The organism is Streptomyces sp. LZ34 (genome assembly GCF_053890475.1).
This window is the reverse complement of record NZ_CM132680.1, coordinates 1,632,922-1,649,329: the sequence shown is the minus strand read 5'-3', so window position 1 is coordinate 1,649,329 and position 16,408 is coordinate 1,632,922. Positions and strand designations below refer to the sequence as shown.

Annotated in this window: 16 protein-coding genes and 1 pseudogene; 5 read left to right on the top strand and 12 right to left on the bottom strand. The window is 74.6% G+C overall.

Annotated elements, in window-relative coordinates:
- Window positions 1–168: 168 nt before the first annotated feature.
- Window positions 169–1,035, bottom strand: coding sequence for a pentapeptide repeat-containing protein (locus ACWY4P_RS05945; RefSeq protein WP_456209069.1), 867 nt, complete (start codon window positions 1,033–1,035; stop codon window positions 169–171).
- 137 nt (window positions 1,036–1,172) lie between these two features.
- Between ACWY4P_RS05945 and ACWY4P_RS05940 the strand changes: the two genes are divergently transcribed.
- Window positions 1,173–1,628 (top strand): winged helix-turn-helix transcriptional regulator, encoded by a 456-nt coding sequence (locus ACWY4P_RS05940; protein WP_456209068.1) that lies wholly within the window; start codon window positions 1,173–1,175, stop codon window positions 1,626–1,628.
- 58 nt (window positions 1,629–1,686) lie between these two features.
- Here ACWY4P_RS05940 and ACWY4P_RS05935 read toward each other — a convergent pair whose 3' ends face one another.
- The 3 genes from ACWY4P_RS05935 to ACWY4P_RS05925 all read right to left on the bottom strand — a co-directional run bounded on the left by ACWY4P_RS05935 (window position 1,687) and on the right by ACWY4P_RS05925 (window position 3,807).
- A complete protein-coding gene (locus ACWY4P_RS05935) occupies window positions 1,687–2,034 on the bottom strand; it encodes a hypothetical protein (RefSeq protein WP_456209067.1) in 348 nt (115 codons plus the stop codon).
- A gap of 187 nt (window positions 2,035–2,221) precedes the next feature.
- Window positions 2,222–2,863 (bottom strand): NAD(P)-dependent oxidoreductase, encoded by a 642-nt coding sequence (locus ACWY4P_RS05930; RefSeq protein WP_456209066.1) that lies wholly within the window; start codon window positions 2,861–2,863, stop codon window positions 2,222–2,224.
- A 2-nt stretch (window positions 2,864–2,865) separates the two neighbouring features.
- Window positions 2,866–3,807 carry an EamA family transporter gene (locus tag ACWY4P_RS05925; RefSeq protein ID WP_456209065.1) on the bottom strand — a complete coding sequence of 314 codons (942 nt, stop codon included), beginning with the start codon at window positions 3,805–3,807 and terminating at the stop codon, window positions 2,866–2,868.
- Window positions 3,808–3,853: 46 nt separating this feature from the next.
- Between ACWY4P_RS05925 and ACWY4P_RS05920 the strand changes: the two genes are divergently transcribed.
- The gene (locus tag ACWY4P_RS05920; protein ID WP_456209064.1) at window positions 3,854–4,351 is read left to right on the top strand and encodes a MarR family winged helix-turn-helix transcriptional regulator; all 498 of its coding nucleotides are present in this window, start codon (window positions 3,854–3,856) and stop codon (window positions 4,349–4,351) included.
- 69 nt (window positions 4,352–4,420) lie between these two features.
- On the opposite strand, the gene ACWY4P_RS05915 is transcribed toward ACWY4P_RS05920, so the two are convergent.
- From ACWY4P_RS05915 to lxmK, 3 genes are read right to left on the bottom strand one after another with little or no spacing between them, the layout of a single operon-like run.
- Window positions 4,421–5,383: a hypothetical protein gene (locus tag ACWY4P_RS05915; RefSeq protein WP_456209063.1), complete on the bottom strand. Its 963-nt coding sequence runs from the start codon at window positions 5,381–5,383 to the stop codon at window positions 4,421–4,423.
- A gap of 38 nt (window positions 5,384–5,421) precedes the next feature.
- The gene (locus ACWY4P_RS05910; RefSeq protein ID WP_456209062.1) at window positions 5,422–6,618 is read right to left on the bottom strand and encodes a T3SS effector HopA1 family protein; all 1,197 of its coding nucleotides are present in this window, start codon (window positions 6,616–6,618) and stop codon (window positions 5,422–5,424) included.
- Window positions 6,615–7,766, bottom strand: a complete 1,152-nt coding sequence (gene lxmK / locus ACWY4P_RS05905) for a class V lanthionine synthetase subunit LxmK (protein WP_456209061.1) — start codon at window positions 7,764–7,766, stop codon at window positions 6,615–6,617. Before lxmK ends, ACWY4P_RS05910 begins: the two co-directional genes overlap by 4 nt.
- A gap of 321 nt (window positions 7,767–8,087) precedes the next feature.
- Here lxmK and ACWY4P_RS05900 point away from each other — a divergent pair, with 321 nt between their 5' ends.
- Entirely contained in the window at window positions 8,088–8,249 is a 162-nt protein-coding gene (locus ACWY4P_RS05900; RefSeq protein WP_456209060.1) for an LxmA leader domain family RiPP, read from the top strand.
- Window positions 8,250–8,373: 124 nt separating this feature from the next.
- Here the strand turns inward: ACWY4P_RS05900 and ACWY4P_RS05895 are convergent, their stop codons facing one another.
- Complete coding sequence (locus ACWY4P_RS05895; RefSeq protein ID WP_456209059.1) at window positions 8,374–8,838, bottom strand: XRE family transcriptional regulator; 465 nt, start codon at window positions 8,836–8,838, stop codon at window positions 8,374–8,376.
- A gap of 162 nt (window positions 8,839–9,000) precedes the next feature.
- Between ACWY4P_RS05895 and ACWY4P_RS05890 the strand changes: the two genes are divergently transcribed.
- Entirely contained in the window at window positions 9,001–11,721 is a 2,721-nt protein-coding gene (locus ACWY4P_RS05890; protein ID WP_456209058.1) for a LuxR C-terminal-related transcriptional regulator, read from the top strand.
- On the opposite strand, the gene ACWY4P_RS05885 is transcribed toward ACWY4P_RS05890, so the two are convergent.
- From ACWY4P_RS05885 to nsrR, 4 genes and pseudogenes are all read right to left on the bottom strand, one after another.
- A complete protein-coding gene (locus ACWY4P_RS05885) occupies window positions 11,669–13,009 on the bottom strand; it encodes an MAB_1171c family putative transporter (protein WP_456209057.1) in 1,341 nt (446 codons plus the stop codon). The two genes, ACWY4P_RS05890 and ACWY4P_RS05885, sit on opposite strands and share 53 nt — an antisense overlap.
- Complete coding sequence (locus tag ACWY4P_RS05880) at window positions 12,990–13,571, bottom strand: ParH-like protein (RefSeq protein WP_456209056.1); 582 nt, start codon at window positions 13,569–13,571, stop codon at window positions 12,990–12,992. The genes ACWY4P_RS05885 and ACWY4P_RS05880 overlap by 20 nt, the downstream gene beginning before the upstream one ends.
- Before the next feature lie 109 nt (window positions 13,572–13,680).
- Window positions 13,681–14,913, bottom strand: a pseudogene (locus ACWY4P_RS05875) (globin domain-containing protein).
- Between the two features lie 91 nt (window positions 14,914–15,004).
- The gene (gene nsrR / locus ACWY4P_RS05870; RefSeq protein WP_456209055.1) at window positions 15,005–15,448 is read right to left on the bottom strand and encodes a nitric oxide-sensing transcriptional repressor NsrR; all 444 of its coding nucleotides are present in this window, start codon (window positions 15,446–15,448) and stop codon (window positions 15,005–15,007) included.
- 152 nt (window positions 15,449–15,600) lie between these two features.
- On the opposite strand from nsrR, the gene ACWY4P_RS05865 reads away from it, so the two are divergent.
- Window positions 15,601–16,050 (top strand): cupin domain-containing protein, encoded by a 450-nt coding sequence (locus tag ACWY4P_RS05865; protein WP_456209054.1) that lies wholly within the window; start codon window positions 15,601–15,603, stop codon window positions 16,048–16,050.
- Window positions 16,051–16,408 lie beyond the last annotated feature (358 nt).

Genomic DNA, 16,408 nt, shown 5'->3' with positions numbered 1-16,408 from the left:
CCCTGTCTCGTCTCTTTCGTCGATACGTCAACTCATCGCTCTGGCAACGGTTATACCTCCCCATCGGCCGTTCCGGTGCATCATTCACGGGTCGCGCGGCGTTCTCATCAGGCCTGACGGGTGAATGTCCGAAAACGTTTGCAGAACCGGAAACCGGCCGCGGGCGGATCAGGCCGTGGTGGCGGACGGCCAGTGCGCCGGGCGGCTCAGTGTTCGCGGCAGCCTGGTGGTGGCGTCCCCCTTGGCCGCGTTGAGCTGGGCCTGGGTGAGGAAGACGGATCCGGTGAGGTCGGCGCCGGTCAGATCGGCGTCACGGAAGTCCACCCCGGTCAGATCGGCCGACCGCAGGTCCGCGCCGGTCAGATCGGCCGCGATGAGACAGGCCCCGCGAAGGTTGGCGCCGCGCAGATCGGCGCCCCTCAGACGGGCGCCGATGAGATCGGCCCCCCGGTGGTTCTTCTTGCGGCCCGGGACCCGGGCCCGCGCCAGCTCGCCGGCGCGCAGCAGCAGGGCGTTCACGTCCTGGCGCAGCGCCGCCACGTCCAGCTGGGCCAGGGCCTCGGCGCTGCCGCGGGTGAGGCCGTCGAGGTCCTCCAGCGCGCGGCGGAGGTCGCCGTGGATGGGGCGGGCCGCCGGCAGGGCCAGCGCTTCGGTCACGTACCACAGCAGCTCGTGCAGGGCCCGCATGACGGGGAACACCTCGAACATCCGGGGCGCGGTGTCGGGGGCCTGCCGCCAGTCCCGGCCGCCGAAGGTGGTCTGGGACACCTTCTGGCCCGCCCCGAAGCAGTCGAAGACCGTGCAGCCGGAGAAGCCCCGCTCGCGCAGCTGCGCGTGGATGCCGCAGCGGAAGTCCGTCCGGAGGTTCGTACACGGCCGCCCGGCCGCCTTGTCGACCGCGAAATCGGCCGAGGCGGTGAAGGGCAGGGCGACGCAGCACAGTCCGAAGCAGTTCGCGCAGTCGGCCCGCAGGGTGAGCCGGTCGGGGCCGGCAGCGGGGGTGCCGACCGAAGGGGTTTCGCGCTTCTGGGACAACGTGCCTGCTCTCGTGCTGTGAGATGAGCACCGCTGTCATGCCGCGCTCGGGACGGGTGTCCATTCTCCCTGAGGCCCCGGCCCGGCCCGACCCCTCTTGGTTTGAGATCCAAACGCACTGCCCGTACGTTGTGCGTATGAAGGATCCGCGACCCTGCTCCATCGCCGACTCGCTCGCCGTGGTCGGGGAGAAGCACTCGCTGCTCGTTCTCCGCGAGGTGTTCCTCGGGGTGCGGCGCTTCGACGCCATGGTCCGCAACATCGGGGCGCCGCGCGACATCCTCGCGGCGCGGCTGCGTCGCCTGGTGGAGGCGGGCGTGCTGGAGAAGGTTCCCTACAGTGAGCGGCCCCAGCGCTTCGAGTACCGGCCCACGGAGGCCGGCTGGGAGCTCGAACCGGTGCTGCTGATGCTGATGAAGTGGGGCGACCGGCACCTCGCCGACCGGCCCCCGGTGGCGCTGGAGCACTCCTGCGGCGCCGAGTTGGATCCCGTCGTGGTCTGCGGAGCATGCGGGCAGCGGGCGTCCCGGGAGACGCTCACCCACCGTGTCGAGGCGCCGGGATGGACCACCACCGGCCCCGAGGCCGGCTGAGCCGTGGCGGTGCGGTTGCGGTCCACTCCTCCGCCCGCCGGGTGACGGGCGCCTCCGTTCAGCGGCGGTGCCACAGCCGGCGGACCCGGCGGCCGAGCCCCCGGCGCCCGGGGCGAGGGTGCGACAGGGCCGGCCGGGCGCTCCACGGCCGGGCGGTCACGCCGCGGTCCGGACGCCAGGGGTCGTCCGGCGACGGGATCGGCAGCTTGCGTTCCGCCTGCACCTGGATCTCGTAGTGGGAATCGTGGCCGGTCGCGTGCCAGGCCTGGTCGTAGACGTCCACGATGGAGCGGACCGCCGACCCGGCGACACCGCGGCGCCGGACGAGGGCGGCCAGCCAGGTGAAGAAGCCCATGACCACGGCGAGAGAGCCGACGACCATCAGGAACGGAAGTAAGTCACCCATGGAGCGAGCCTACGCCGGGGCCGATCCGCGCGGACCGGCCCCGGCGGGCGGGTTTTTCCGCAAGAGTCCCCAAGGTCTCCGAAGGCCGTCCGGAAGGGGCCCGGAGGAGTCCCGGGAGAGCCGGAGGAGTCCCGGGAGAGCCGCGGGAGTCGCGGGGGAGTCGCGGGGGAGTCGCGGGAGAACGCTCTCAGGCCTGTGCGACGGTGAACCTGGCCCGGTGGTGCCGGGGCCGCTCGGCCTCGTCCAGCAGGGCCACCGCGAGGTCCTCCATGGAGATGCGGGAGGTGCCGGCGGCGTCGACCAGGAGTTCGTCGGCGCCCAGCCGGTAGGTGCCGGTGCGCTCGCCGGGTTCGAGCAGGGCGGCCGGGCTCAGATAGGCCCAGTCCGCCTCCGACTCCGCGCGGCACGCCTCGAGTTGGCCGGCGCAGGCCAGCGCGATGCCCCGCCAGGCGGCGGGGAAGTCCGACGCGTCGACGAGCAGGGTGCCGCCGGTGCCCGGCACGGTCAGGGTGGCGGCGCCGCCGACGATCAACAGCCGGACGCCGGTGCTCGCCACTCCGGTGAGCAACACCTTTGTGGCCGTGACGAGCTCGTCCTCGCTGCCGGGCGCGGGTCGGGTGGCGGTGATCACAAGGTCCTGGCCGGCGCTCAGCCGGACCACGTCCTCGACGTCCGCCGCGTCGCCGACCCGGGCCGTGGCGTCGGCGGGCAGATCGCCCAGCCGGCCCTGGTTCCGTACGACGGCGGTGACCTCATGGCCCCGGGACAGCGCCTCGGCCACCACACGGCTGCCCACACTCCCGGCCGCTCCGAAGACGGTGATGCGCATGGCTATCGGTTTCCTTTCGGCTCGGCCGTCCGGCGGACGGCGAGATCGCTGAGGGGGAGGGCCGGTCGTACCCGGCCGTCGTCGGCGCGGCGGGCCGGGCGGGTCTGGGCCATGACCATGGCGGCGAGGACCACCGCTCCGCCCAGGGCCTGCCACGCGGTGAGTTCCTGGCCGAGCGCGAGCCAGCCGAGCACCGTGGCGACCAAGGGGCTGAGCAGCCCGAGGAAGGTGACGTCGGTGGCGGACAGGGCGCGGATCCCGCGGAACCAGAGGGCGTAGGCGAGGGCGGCGCCGACGATCGAGAGATAGCCGTAGCCGACCAGGTTCTCGGCGGTCGGTGTCGTCGGGGGCGGCCCTTCGACGAGGAGGGCGACGGGGAGCAGTAGCAGGCCCCCGGCGACCAGTTGCCAGCCGGTGGTCGCCAGCAGGGGTGCGGGGGAGGCCCACCGCTTGCTGAGGACGACCCCGGTGGCCATGACGAGCGCGCCCCCGGCCGCGGCGGCGACGCCCAGGGCGTCCAGGCGCGCGTCCGCCCGCAGGACGAGCAGGCTGACGCCGGCCACCCCCGCCACTCCGGCGATCGCGGTGCGCCGGGAAAGGCGCTCGCCGAGCAGGCCGGAGGCGAGGACGGCGACCAGGAGGGGTTGCAGGGCGCCGACGGTGGCGGCGACCCCGCCGGGCAGCCGGTAGGCGGCGATGAACAGAAGGGCGAAGAACACCCCGATGTTGAGGGCTCCGAGCACCAGCGCGCGCCACCACCACATCCCCCGCGGCAGGCGCCGTGTGAGCAGGACGAGCAGCAGGCCGGCCGGCAGGGCGCGGACCACCGCGGCGAGCAGGGGGCGGCCCGGAGGCAGCAGTTCGGTGGTGACGAGGTAGGTGGTCCCCCAGACGCCCGGCGCGAGCGCGGTCAGCAGGACGACCCCGATTCGATTTCTTAGCACTAAGGTAAAGTACCTCAGCGCTAAGGAATTGGCTAGGCTGGGGGTCGTGACAGACCACGTGGACCTGGTGTTGGCGCAGTGGGGCGCGGAGCGCCCCGATCTGGATGTGTCGCCGATGGCGGTGATCGGGCGCCTGAAACGGCTCTCGCGGCTGATCGAGGCCGAGACGCGCCGTACGTTCAGCGCCCATGGGCTCGACCCCGCGTCCTTCGACGTGCTCGCCACGCTGCGCCGCAGCGGGCCGCCGTACCGGCTGACCCCCGCCGAGCTGATGCGGGCGGCCATGGTCACCTCGGGCGCCATCACCCAGCGCCTCGACCGGCTCGAAGCCCGCGGTTTGGTGACCCGCACACCCAGCGAGTCGGACGGCCGGGTGGTGCACGTCGCCCTCACCGACGAGGGCCGCGCGCTCATCGACCGGGCCCTGCCCGACCACCTCGCCACCGAGAGCCGGCTGCTCGCCGCCCTCGGCAAGGCCGATCACGACGCCCTCGCCGGCACGCTCCGGGATCTCCTGGAATCGCTGGGCGACACCAGGGACTGAGCGGGCTGAGCGGGCTGAGCGGCGGCCGCTCCCCTCGCAGCGGCCGCCGCGGGATCGCCCGACGGCGGGTCAGCCGATGCGGATGCCGAGCGAGTAGGCGGTGATGGATGAGGGATCCGACGCGAGGTGGTCCTTGGCGGCCGCGCTGAAGCTCGGCGTCTGGGTGGTGGCCGGCTCGAGCTTCCAGAGCAGATTGCCCGCGTTGTGGTAGTGCACCTCCGCGCCGCCGCCCGTCAGCGCGTACCCGGGGGCCACCGATGCCACGGCCGCGGGGTGCGGGGTCTGGGTGGAGTCGGACCTGGAGATGCTGGTGAGGACGCGGCCGACCGGGAGGTTTCGCTTCAGCGCGATCGCGAACACACGGAGATTGGCCGGATCGGAGGCCAGATGGTCCTTCGACCGCGCCTTCCACGAGGTCTCGGTGGCGGGGAAGGAGGCCGTGGCCAGATTGCCCTGACCGTGCCACTCCACCTTGAAGCCGCCGCCAACCAGCACATAGTCGTTCGACGACGGAATTCCGGCCTCGGCCTCCGGGTGCGGGGCGGTGCCGCTGTCCGCACGGGACACATACACCGACCGCAGCAGTTCGTCGCGGCTCATCCCGGCGATCTTCAGGCCGATGACATAGGACACCAGCTCATGCGGCTGGGCGGCGCGATGGTCCTTCGAGCCGACCGTCCAGCCCGACAGGTCGTCGGTGGGGTACGAGGCGGTCAGCAGCGCGCCATCGGGGTACTCCACCGCGGTGGCGCCGCCGCCGATGGCGATCATGTCTCCGTCGCCGACGAGCACGGTCTCGTCGATCCAGTGCTGTTGGGCGGGGCTGCCGCGGTGCGAGAACACGGACACCGTCACCCGGCCCGACGCGTCGTTGAAGGTGTTCAGCCGCGTCCCGACGGTGTTCAGCACCCGTCTCGGCCCCGCTGCCGAGGCCCTGGGCGAGGCCGCGGCCGCTTTGCCGGCCATGGCGCCGACAGCGGAGGCTCCCGCCACGGCCGTCGCCGCCCTCAGTAAGTCTCTTCTGCTCCGCATGAGTTCTCCGCTCGTCGAAGGTCGTGTATCACGTGGGGTCAGGACGGACAGGAAGCCGACCGCAGGGTCAGCAGGGCGGCGGCGGGCAGGCCGGGGGAGGAGTGGTTGCGGGCGGGTTCGGCGGGGTCCGCTGCGGCGCTGTGCAGCGAATCCGCGATCTCCCGGGCCAGCGCCGTGCGTTCGGGGTCCGCCGCGTGTCGTACGACGCCCTCGGCGACCGCCGCCGCGCGGTGTTGGCCGAAGCTCTGCCCGCGCCACCCGGGCCGGGCGTCGCGCGGCTCCCAGGCGACGGCGACGCCCGGGAGCAGCCGCCGCGCGAACACGGAGGTGTCCGCGCCGATGCCCGGCAGCCGGCGTACGGCCGCCGCCAGCGGGAACACCACGTCCGCGCGGTCCGCGTCCAGGTAGACCACGATGGCGTCGCGGCGCGGATACGCCCAGGGGCGGGAGAGGACCTTGGCCCGGTACGGCACGGACCGGGCGGCCAGCTGCGTCAGCAGAGCACCCCACACCCGCGGGGCGGCGTCCGGGTACCGCAGATGGACATACACCCTCAGCAGCTCGCGGTCCGCCCCGGCCGCCGGCCGCCCGTCGACCCCGTCCACCAGCAGGAACCCCGGCGACAGGGCCGGTCGTACGGCGGGCAGCTCCGCGACCACCCGCGCGCCGGCGTCATGTCGACCGCGGCGCCCGCTGCGAGGACGACCCTCCGCCGTGCGCTGCTCCCCCGGTCTCCGGCCCCCTGCCGCCGCGGCAGCCGTTGGTGTCGCAGCTGTTGGTGTCGTGGCCGTCGGTGTCACGGCCGTTGGTGTCACGGCCTCGAAGGCCGCCCGGACAGGGCCCGGCACCGCCTCGGGCGGCAGGCTCACCCGCACCCGCCCCAGCTCCACCGTGAGAGGGCCGCCGGGTGGCGCGGTGGTGTGTGCCACCGCCTCGACCGGGGTGTTCGCGTGTGGTGTCGCGGCGACCAGACGGGCCTCGAAGGCGTGGTCGCGGCGCGGCAGCCGGGTCGGCACGTTGGGCTCGAGCGCCATTCCCGCGTGCCACCGCTCGTACAGCGCGGTGGCCAGGGCCAGCCGCACCTCCCGCGCGGTGTCGCCCGGGATGGGGCGCTCCTCCAGCCAGACGTCCGGCGCGCCGTCCGGCCGGAGGCCGCGCAGGCGCAGATGGGTCAGCGCGGCGCGCAGGGCGGGCGACAGCGGGCCCGTCCCGGTCCGCCCGGAGGTGTCCGTCATGCGTCGTCCCCCAGCCCGAGTACGTCGATGAACCGCGCGGGCGCGAGCAGCGCGGCGCGCCCCACGCCCGCCGTCCCCCGCTGGACGGCCGTCAGCCGCGCGCTGTGCGCGGCGGCGGCGAGCACCCGGTCGAACAGATGCCACCCGGCGTAGGCCACCGCCCGCGCCGCGAGGCCCGGGCCGGCCGCCGGCCGGGCCTCGCGGTATCCCCGCCAGAACGCGGCGATCAGCGGCCGCACGGCGTCGAGCCGGTCGGCGCCGCCGCGTACCAGGGACGCGTGGGTGCCGCCGTCGGCGCCGGCCGGGTCTTCCGGGGTGTCGGGTTCGAACTCGGTGAACATCAGCGTGGCCGCGCGGAACAGCCACTGTCCGACGAAGCCGCCGATATCGCGGGCCGGATCGGCGAGGCGGAACTCCTCCCAGTCGCACAGATGCAGTTCGTCGCCGTGCAGCAGAAACTGATCCAGCCTCAGGTCGCCGTGCGCGGGGGCCGGCGCGGCGGCGCCCGAGCGCTCGCCGAGCGCGCGCAGCCCGGCCTTGAGGTCGTCGTCGTGCTGCAAGAGCGCCCAGAACCCGAGCTCGGCCGCGCTGCTGCGGGTGTACTCCGCCACGGTCAGGGCGGACAGCCGGGAGGCCAGGCCCCGGCCCCGGCGGGACCCCGCCCCGGGCACCCCGGCGGGGTGGAAGCCGTGCAGCTCTCCCACCGCCCGCCCGGCGCGGCGCGCCAGTGCGGCGTCGAACCGGCCCTCCTCGGCCAGCGCCGCCCCGTCCACCGCCCCCTCCAGCCGGGCGTAGACCAGGACCAGCGCCTCACGGTCGCCGCCGAGGAAGGCCGGAGCGCTCCAGCTGAGCGGCCCGGCCGCGACCCGCGCCACCTGGAAGGCGTATGCCCGGTCGAAGCGCCCCGTCGCGTCGGCCGCCCGCCGGTCCAGCCGTTTCACGAAAACCTGGGCGCCGTTCTCGGTCCGGCCGGACCAGTTGTCGTTGCGGCCCGGGTGGCCGACGAGCTGGTCCGAGACCAGCGGCGAAAGACCGAGCCGCGTCAGCGTGAGGCCCACCTCGGGCGCCTCGGCGAGCGGTACCGGGGCGAGGTCGTGCCGCGGGGCGTCCGGTGCGCCGTACACGTCCGCCGGAATCGTCGCTGTCATGCCCGAAACGCTAGACATGGCCGGGATCAGACGGAAAGTGACAGGACTTCGTCTGGCAGACCTCGGCCCGGTGCGGCGGGGGCCGTGTCAGGGGGGCAGGATTCTGTCAGTTTCGCGCGATGGCGGGGGTTATTGCTCCGCGCCGTTCGCGCCGACCGCCGCCGCGCCGTCAGGGTTGGGCCAGTTTCCTGCGGGTGTCCGGGCCGGGCGATGGCTGCTGGGATCGAGATACGTCGGGGAGGGCGGGCCGGGCGGAATCCGCGCCCGGCCCGTGCGTACCCGACCGCGCCCACGACACCACGACACGAGGAGCCAGCAGTCATGAGCGCCATCGACCTGATGGGCGGTTACGCCGCCTACACTACGCCCGACGCGGCCGTGGCGGAGCTCGCCACCACCGGCACCGCGCCGGAAGCGCAGTCCACCATCACCATCATCACCACGACACTCTCGCTCATCACCACCGTCACCGCCGGCGACTAGCCGGTGTGAACGGCGATGGCGTGATGTGAGGGGGCGTCACGCCACCGCCGTCACATCCCTGTAGGTACGAGCGGGCCCCCCGACGCATCTCGTCGGGGGGCCCGCTCGTGGTGTCACACCGGTGTCAGCCCCCGCCGCGGCGCCGCTTCGCGCCGCCCTTCTCCGCCTCCGCCGCGGCCTCCGCCTCGCGCCGGGCGATCGCGTCAATCACATCGCTGATCGTGCCCAGCCCCTCGGGCGAGAGGTTCACCGCGCGCAGCGCCACATCCCGCACGCCCGCGTCGCGCAGGGCGCCGAGCAGCTCGAGCTCGCGGGCGATCTCCGCGCCCTGCTCGTCGTCGAAGAAGTAGGCCGGGGGGACCTGGAAGAACTGTGCCAGCGCCTCCAGATGGCGCTTGGTCGGGTTGTCCCGCCGCCCGGTGCGCAGCTGCCACAGATAGGTGGCCGAGAAGGTCTCGCCGGTGGCCTCGCGGCAGGCCCGGGCCACCTCCTCATGGCTGTACTGCTGGCGGTCGGGTCTGCGCACGATCGTGAAGAGAGTGTCGATCTTGTCGGCCAGCGCCGACGGCGTGGGCACCTCTCCTGTCACGGCGCACCTCTTTCGTTCGCGCCCGCCCCGGCTCTTCGAGGGTGGCAGCGGATATAGGTCCTCAACGTGCCGCCATTCATTCTAGTTGACAGAGCGCCCAGCTGATGTGCAGAGTCTTCCACACAACATTCATCTCAGCTCACACACTCCGTGGAGCCGTCCATGACCGATCCGCCCGACCGCGAGATCTTCGGACGGGACCGTGAGATCTCCGAGCTGCTGGCGCTCCTGACGGACACGGCCACGCCCGGCGTGGTGCTGTCCGGCGGGCCCGGCATCGGCAAGACGCGGCTGGCCCGAGCGGTCGCGGCCGCGTACGCGTCGGCGAGCGGGGCCGAGACGATCGGCTTCGACGGCTCGGCGTACGAGGACCCCGGCGCGGAGCTCATCCGGTTCATCGAGCGCCTCCGCGAGCGCCCAAGGGCCGCCAGGGACGGGGGTTCCGGCGGCCCCGGCGAGCCGCCGCTCATCCTCGCCGAGGGCCTGGCCCCGGCCGGGCACGCGGGCGTGCCGGCCGCGGTGGCGCGCACCGGCGTCAGGCTGATCGTCACCGCCCGCGAGCCCTTGGCCGCCGCGGCCGCTGCGTCCTCTGCGGGCTTTGCGGTCCGTACGGTCGGGCCGCTGCCCGTCCCGCTCGACTGCTCGGCGCTCGACCTCGACGGCATGTGCCGCATCCCGTCCGTGCGGCTGTACGTGGCCTCCGTACGCGCGCTGAACCCCGCATTCCGTGTCCAGTACCACAACCAGGAGGCGGTCGCCCGCACCTGCGCGGAACTGCGGGGCATCCCCGGCGCCCTGCTCCTGGCGGCGCGGATCGCGGCCCTGGAGGGGCCCGAAGTGCTCTGGGCCGCGCTGGACGGGCGGTTCGACCCCGGCCCCGAGGGCCCGGCGGGGGCCGTCGGCGACAGCGGCAGCCTGGCGCGGCTGCTCGACGCGTACGGCGGCCCGGCCCGCGCCACGGCCCCGCCCCGCGCCCCGGCCATGGACCCCGGCGCGTCCGTACGGGCGCGGCACCACCCCCCACTGGGCGACGCCGAGCGCCGACTGCTCGCCTGTGCCCGGCTGTTCAGCGGCGGGGCCGGGCCCGAGGCGCTGCGCCGGATCGCCGGCGTCTCCCTCAACGCGTTCCCGACGGCGCTGGAGTCCCTGCTCGGCCACCATCTGCTGAGCGTGTCCGCACTTCCGTCCGGCCGTCTCGACGGCTTCACCCGGACCCGGCTGCACATCCCCTTCGAGTCGTCGGCCCCCGCCGCCGGGCCGGATTGCGCGCCCGCCGCCGACGACCTCCGGCTCGCGCACGCCCGTTACTACGCCGAACTGGCCCGCACCGCCGCCCGCCGCATCGCCGAGGGCGACCAGCACGCCGGGCTCACGGCCTTCCGGAGCGAAGAGCGCAACATCCGCTGCGCCCTGGACACCCTGATCGGCGTCGGCGCGGCGGACGAGGCGATCGCCCTCGTGGACCACGCGCGTACGTACTGGTATGCCTCGGGCACCCCGTTCACCTGGGCCGAGTTGCTGACCACCTGGCCGGAGGCCCCGGCCGGCACGCCTCGGAGTATCCGGCTCAACCTGCTGCTGGCCGAGGCGGCGATCCGGGCGGGGGAGCCGGAGGCGGCCCTGGCCCTCCTCGGCCGGGCGGAGGCGGCCCGGGCCGAGACCGAGGCGCGGGACGAGGCCGGGGCTGCCGCCGTCGACCCCGAAGGCGCCCTGCTCGCGGCCCGGCTGCTCCATCTGAGAGGCATCGCCGAGGCCCCGCACCGGCCACGGGAGGCGCTGGCCGCCCTGCACACGGCGGTCGGGGCCCACCGCTCGTACACCGGCGACGGGCACGCCGCCCACCGCGTCATGCTCGACGCCTCGCTCGCGGAGTTCCTGCACGGCAGCCTGCCGAAGGCCACGGCCCTGGCGGTGGAGGCCCTGTCGGGCGCCACCCGGCGCCGCGACGCGCTGGTCTCCGGCACCGCTCTGCTCCAACTGAGCGTCTTCGCCGCCGCGCGGGGCCGGGCCGCCGAGGCGGACGGCTATTTCGACCGGGCCGTGGCCGGTCTGCGGACCCTCGGCGCCGCCGCCGTGCTCGGCGCTCTGCTCTCGGTGCTGGGCACGCCCCTGCTGCCCAGGACCGCCGCCCGCGCCGCCGACGTGGTCAGATGCCTGGGCGGCTGCCACGCGGCGCGCGGGGTCGGCGGGCTGCTCGACGAGCCCGCGTACCCGGACTTCACCGTGGGGCGGCTGGAGGGGCACCTGCGGCGTCACCTGGGCGAACGGGGCTTCCTCGCTGCCCTGTCGGAAGGGGCCGGGACGCCGCTGGCCGATCTGGTCAAGGAGTTCGCGGCCCGTCTCGGTCTCTTCCGGCCGGATCCGGACCCCGACCCCGGCCCGGACCGGAACCCGGGCATGCCCCCGGACCGGAACGTATCCGCGGCTCCTGGCCGGAGCCCGGGCTCCCGGGAACGCGCAGACCCCCGCCCGCGCCCGGACCCCGGCTCCCCCTCGGATCCCGGCCTCCGCTCGGAGCGCGGTCCCCGGCCCCGCCCCGATCCCAGCCCGGCCCGCGCCCCCGGACCGTACGGGGGGCCGCCCGCCGTCGACCGGCCGCCCCCGCCCCTCGGGTGCGGCGGCCCGCTGCCCGGTGACCCGCTCACTCCCCGCCAGTCCCAGGTGTCCGCCCTGATCACCCTCGGGCTGAGCAACAAGCAGATCGCCCGACGGCTGCAGATCTCGGAGTGGACGGTGGTGAATCACATCAGGGAGACCATGCGGAAGCTGGGCTGCTCCTCGCGGGTCGAGATCGCCACCTGGGTGCACCACACGACCGACGTCGCGGCGCTCAGCCCTTCCGCCCCGGCGCCGACGCCGGTGCCCGCTCCCGCCCCCGGCTGAGTCGGGGTTCGGCGGGCACCCGGGCGCGTACCGGCCGCTCCGCCGCGTACCGGGCGAACGCGTCGGCCACCCGGACCAGCCAGGCCGCCTCGGCCTCGACGGTGCCCCGGACCGGCCGGACGGCGGGGCCGGAGGCGGCGCCGGCCGGGTCCGGCCCGCCGGGCCGTACGCCGCTCCTCGCCGCCTCGATCGCCGCCGCGACGGCGGCGGCCTCCGCCTCCGCGGCGCCGGCCTCCTCGGCTCCGGCTTCCGCGGCCTCGACGCCCTTGCCCACGCCCACGCCCCCGCCGACGCCCTCGCCATCCGCCGTCCCGGCCTCCGCGGCCGTGCCCGGTGGCGCGGCGTACGGGCGCAGCGCCAGGTATCCGTCACGGATCTCGATCACCCGGCGGTACAGCGCGAACTCCGCGCTGCGGGGCGGCAGCCACGACAGCCGGCGCGCCCGCGTGCGCAGGGCGATTCCGGGGACGGCGGCGTGGAGCGCCGACCAGAGCGGCTCCAGGGCGCGGTAGCGGCGGTACGCGCGCATCCAGCGGGCGGGCGCCGTCAGGGCTCCGCGCCATCGGGCGGCGGTCGCGCCCAGGCAGGCCAGTACCAGGCAGGAGGCGGCCAGCACGATCGCGACCGGGTCCGTGCCCGCGCCCTGACGGCCGGTCCGGGCCATGTTCGCGACGCCCGTCAGGCCCCACAGCGCCCACAGCCCGCCGACGCACGCGCTCGCGGTGACCAGCCGCAGCCCGGTACGGAACGGGCCCGGGCCCGAGCGCCGGATCTGGGCGTGGACCGGCAGCGCGAACAGGGTCAGGCTCCACAGGCTGTACAGCGTGAAGAGCACGTCGAACGCGACCAGCCCGGCCCTGCCGCCCGCTCCCGGGGCGACGACCTCGCCCTGTTCGACCGCCGCGCCCGAGGCGAGGAAGCACACCGCGGCCGCCGCGCACACGGTCACCGTGACCCGCACATGCCACCGCGACGGGATGTGCCGCGCGTCGGGCAGGTCGAGCGCCATCGCCGCCAGCGCCAGCCAGGCGAGCGCGGCCATCTCCAGTTCGCGGCCGACGAGATGGGGCCAGGCCTCGGCCCGAGCGGGCAGTACGTGGCCGGCGGCCGTCACCGTCGCCGGGGCGAGGACCGCCATCGCGGCCCCCATGCACAGGCCGAACAGGCACAGTTGGCGGGTGCCCGGGGCGAACCGGCGTCTGCGCGCCAGCCGGAGTTCGTACCAGCCCACCGCCATCGCCGCGGCGGCGGGCAGGTAGGTGAGCAGGTCACCCATGGCCGTGGCCACGGCCCGCAGGTGGCGCCCCGGCCCGGCCGGACGGTGCGCCCCCGCCGCCCGGCGGCGCGAGCCGTTCCGGCGGCGCCCCGACGAGCGAGCCGAGCCGGGCCTGGCCGGGGCTCGGCGCGCCCGGACCCCGGTCGTTGCGCAGCGCCCGCTGGAGAATCAGGGAGGCCAGGAACTCGGCTTCCTGTTCCTGCGGCTGGGTGTACACGGTCCGGCCGAGCACCCGGCGCACCAGAGAGCCCGTCAGATGGGGGGTCAGCAGGCCCAGCGAGGCCGGGTCGGCCGCGCCCTCGTGACCCCACAGCAGGTGGGCGGTCTCGTGCAGCACGATGTGCTGCCGGTGGAGGGCGGTCGTATCGGCCGCGTAGAGGATGTAGTCGGCCCGGTCGGTGGTCGCGAGCAGGCCGCAGGGGAGGGAGTGGCGTACGGTGACCGGCAGCAGTTCGATCGGGCGTCCCCGCCGCTCGGCCAGCAGCGCCACAAAGGCGGCCGGGTCGAAGGGGCTCGGCAGTTCGAGACCGTCGGCGACCCGGCGGCTGCGCCACCATAATCGCGCTCGGTTCACCGGCCGCCCACCAGCGCGCGCATAAGCCGCCCCCTTCAACTGCCCCGCGATTCCGCGGCACTGGCGACTGTACCGGCATCCGGTGGATCCACAAGCGCGAGAAGTGGCCTTACTCCAGGCCGAGCCAGAGGTCCGGGCCGAAGATCTCGTAGTGGATCGCCGCGGCAGGCACACCGAGGCCGAGCAGGCCACCGCGGACCGCGCGCAGATACGGCAGCGGACCGCACAGGAAGGCGGTCAGCCCCGCGGGCAGGTCCAGCGCGCCGAGGTCGACCCGGCCGGCCGATACCTCCGGCGCCCCGGCGCCCGGCGCCTCGCGTCCCTCGGAGGCCGCGTCCTTCCCGGGTTCCTCGTACCACAGGCGCAGTCGGGCGTTGGGGAGCGCGCGGACCAGCCGGCGCTGCTCGTCCCTGTGGGCGTGGTCGGCGGGGGAGCGGTCGGCGTGGACCACGGTCACCCGGCGGGCCGATCCGATGGTGGCCAGGTGGTCGAGCATGGACAGCATCGGCGTGGCGCCGATTCCGGCGGAGGCGAGCAGCAGCGGGCCGTCCCCCTCGGGCAGGACCAGGTCGCCGAAGGGGGCGGACACGGTGAGCACGTCGCCCACCCGGGCGTTGTCGTGCAGCCAGGACGAGACCTCGCCCCGCGGTCCGGCGCCGCCCCGGACGCGCTTGACGGTGATGCGCCACCGCGCGCGGCCGGGGGCCGCGGAGAGGCTTTACTGGCGGATCTGGCGGGCGCCGTCGGGCAGTTCGACCCGGACGCTGACGTACTGGCCGGGGCGGAACGCGCCGGCGGGCAGGCCGTCGGCGCGCCGCAGCACCAGGGACACCACGTCGGGGGTCTCCTCGCGCCGCTCGGCGATCTCCATCCGCCGCCAGACCTGGCCCTCGGCGGCGCCGGCTTCCCGGTACAGCCGGGCCTCGACGGCGATCAGCGCGTTGGCCATCAGCCAGTAGACCTCGTCCCAGGCGGTGGCGGCCTCGGGGGTGAAGGCGTCGCCGAGCACCTCCGCCACGGCCGCGAGGAGGTGGCGGTGGACGACCTTGTACTGGTCGGAGGTGATGCCGAGGGAGGCGTGCTTGTTGGCGATCCGGGCGAGTATCGCGTCCGGCCGGGCGTCGGGGCGCTCGATCAGCAGCCCGGCGAAGGCGGCGAGGGAGCCGGCCAGCGCCTTCCGCTGCTCGCCATTGGCCTGGTTGCCGCGGTTGAACAGGTCGCGCAGCAGGTCCGGATGCGCGGCGAACAGCTTCCGGTAGAACAGCCCGGCGATGTCCTCGATGGCCGCGCCGACGACGGGCAGGGTGGCGCGGATGACGGGGGTGGACCGCTCGGAGAGCACGGCGCCTCCTGAATTGGTCAATGATCTTCGTATTTAGCCGTACAGGTATGGGCCCCTGTGGCGGGGCGCTGTTTTCTTGGGGCGACGGCGTTCACTCGGGGCGGCGGCCGGTCAGTCCGACCAGCACCGGGCCGGTGGGTGAGGTCACCAGATCGGCCACCGTCAGCGGATCGAGCGCGCGATAGAACGCCTCCTGCGCCGCGCGCAGCGCCCCGCGCAGCCGGCAGGCGCCGCGCAGCGGACAGGGTGCGTCGCCCTCGCAGGTCACGACCTCGTCCTCGCCCTCCAGCTCGCGCACCAGCCAGCCGACCGAGGCGGTGTGCCCGAGTCCGGTCAGCTCGAGCCCGCCGCCGCGTCCGCGCCGGGCCTCCACCACGCCGAGGTGCTGTAGCCGGGTGATCGCCTTCGCCGTGTGCGCGTACGGCACATTGACCGACTCGGCCACCTCCCGCGTGGTCAGCGGAATGCCCCGCTCGGAGACCGCGAGGCGCATCACGGCGCGCAGCGCCAGATCCGTGAACTTGGTCAGTCGCACAGCACGACGGTATTAAATCCGCATGCTAAATTCCAGTTATCGGGAGAGGGGAGCCGTGTGGTATCCGTCTCATGGTGCGCGGGGGCGGACCGCGGGGGTCGTACGGGAGGAAGAGGAAGAGGATGCCGCCGGTATCTGGTGTGCTGGGACGGATGACGGACCTGCTTCGCGGCGTGGCGGCGGACCGGGGCGGGGCCCTGTGGCGGCTCGCCGTCGAGGGGCGCCAACTCGACGCCAATGTGATCCGGTTGCCCGCCGACGCCCAGGTCGACGCCCATATGGAGCCGGACCTCGACGTGCTGCTGTATGTGACCGGCGGCAGCGGGTGGCTCGAAGTGGCGGACACCCGGCAGGAGCTGGAGCCCGGCTGTGTGGCTTGGCTGCCGCACGGCGCCCGCCGCGCGCTCTCCGCCGGCGCGGACGGCCTGGTCTACCTCACGGCGCACCGCCGCCGCCCCGGCCTCGCCATCCGTGCCGCCGCCCCGGAAGGGGGTGAGTCGGCCTGCCTGCTCAACCGGGTCTGCACGGAGTGCGGCCGGCTCGCGCAGGAGCCCGACGCCCGTTACTGCGCCCGGTGCGGCGCCCGCCTGCCGTCGGACTGACGCGCCGCCGTTTCGTACCGGCGTGACCGGAGGGGGCAGCGCGGCAGGCAGGGGCGGCGGCGCCCCCGGTCGCGGCGGTGGTGCCGCGCGGGCGCCGGGCGCGCGAGGGGGAGTGGGCGAGGCCGGGGCCGTCCGCCGTCTGCGGGTGCGCCGTCTCCGGGATTCCATTCGGCGGGGTACCAACTTGCCGTGACCTGTACCACCTTGTGTTTCGGTGCTCCCTTTCTCTTCTCGACACCGCGGCGTACGTTGTCTATTCCACGTCTATTCCACAAAACGTTGAAGCCTGGCGTGGCTTTCCCTCGGCCGACGGCGGCAAGAACCCGCGGCTGACCCCATCGCATTGGATTCGAGAACA

What these genes read in the sequence shown, in the direction of transcription:
- ACWY4P_RS05910 (WP_456209062.1), bottom strand. Translation starts at nt 6,618, where the DNA reads ATGACGGACACCTCCGGGCGGACCGGGACGGGCCCGCTGTCGCCCGCC.
- ACWY4P_RS05935 (WP_456209067.1), bottom strand. Translation starts at nt 2,034, where the DNA reads ATGGGTGACTTACTTCCGTTCCTGATGGTCGTCGGCTCTCTCGCCGTG.
- lxmK (WP_456209061.1), bottom strand. Translation starts at nt 7,766, where the DNA reads ATGACAGCGACGATTCCGGCGGACGTGTACGGCGCACCGGACGCCCCG.
- ACWY4P_RS05940 (WP_456209068.1), top strand. Translation starts at nt 1,173, where the DNA reads ATGAAGGATCCGCGACCCTGCTCCATCGCCGACTCGCTCGCCGTGGTC.
- ACWY4P_RS05890 (WP_456209058.1), top strand. Translation starts at nt 9,001, where the DNA reads ATGACCGATCCGCCCGACCGCGAGATCTTCGGACGGGACCGTGAGATC.
- ACWY4P_RS05865 (WP_456209054.1), top strand. Translation starts at nt 15,601, where the DNA reads ATGACGGACCTGCTTCGCGGCGTGGCGGCGGACCGGGGCGGGGCCCTG.
- ACWY4P_RS05915 (WP_456209063.1), bottom strand. Translation starts at nt 5,383, where the DNA reads ATGCGGAGCAGAAGAGACTTACTGAGGGCGGCGACGGCCGTGGCGGGA.
- ACWY4P_RS05930 (WP_456209066.1), bottom strand. Translation starts at nt 2,863, where the DNA reads ATGCGCATCACCGTCTTCGGAGCGGCCGGGAGTGTGGGCAGCCGTGTG.
- ACWY4P_RS05900 (WP_456209060.1), top strand. Translation starts at nt 8,088, where the DNA reads ATGAGCGCCATCGACCTGATGGGCGGTTACGCCGCCTACACTACGCCC.